The organism is Acidithiobacillus concretivorus (assembly GCF_018853445.1).
Lineage (GTDB): Bacteria > Pseudomonadota > Gammaproteobacteria > Acidithiobacillales > Acidithiobacillaceae > Acidithiobacillus > Acidithiobacillus concretivorus.
Genome location: NZ_JABELD010000199.1, coordinates 1 through 253 on the forward strand (window position 1 = coordinate 1; position 253 = coordinate 253).

Genomic DNA, 253 nt, shown 5'->3' on the forward strand with positions numbered 1-253 from the left:
CTCGGGCTGTCAGACCATTGTCCAGAAGTTCTTCGACCACTTCGCGAATAGCCGCGTTGACTGCTGATTCGGCTGGCGCGGTGACATTACGATCTTCAATAAAATCACCCAGATGGGAGTCTTCATCATCACCAATGGGGGTTTCCATGGAAATCGGTTCCTTGGCAATTTTCAGCACTTTGCGAATCTTGTCTTCGGGCATTTCCATGCGCTCTGCCAACTCTTCTGGAGTTGGCTCACGACCCATTTCCTG

Annotated in this window: 1 protein-coding gene; it reads right to left on the reverse strand. The window is 51.0% G+C overall.

Annotation, left to right across the window (positions count from 1 at the left end; genetic code table 11):
- Positions 1 to 247, reverse strand: a 247-nt coding sequence (locus tag HJG40_RS14985; protein ID WP_303646310.1) for a sigma-70 domain-containing protein, incomplete at its 3' end; no start/stop codon positions are given.
- Positions 248 to 253 lie beyond the last annotated feature (6 nt).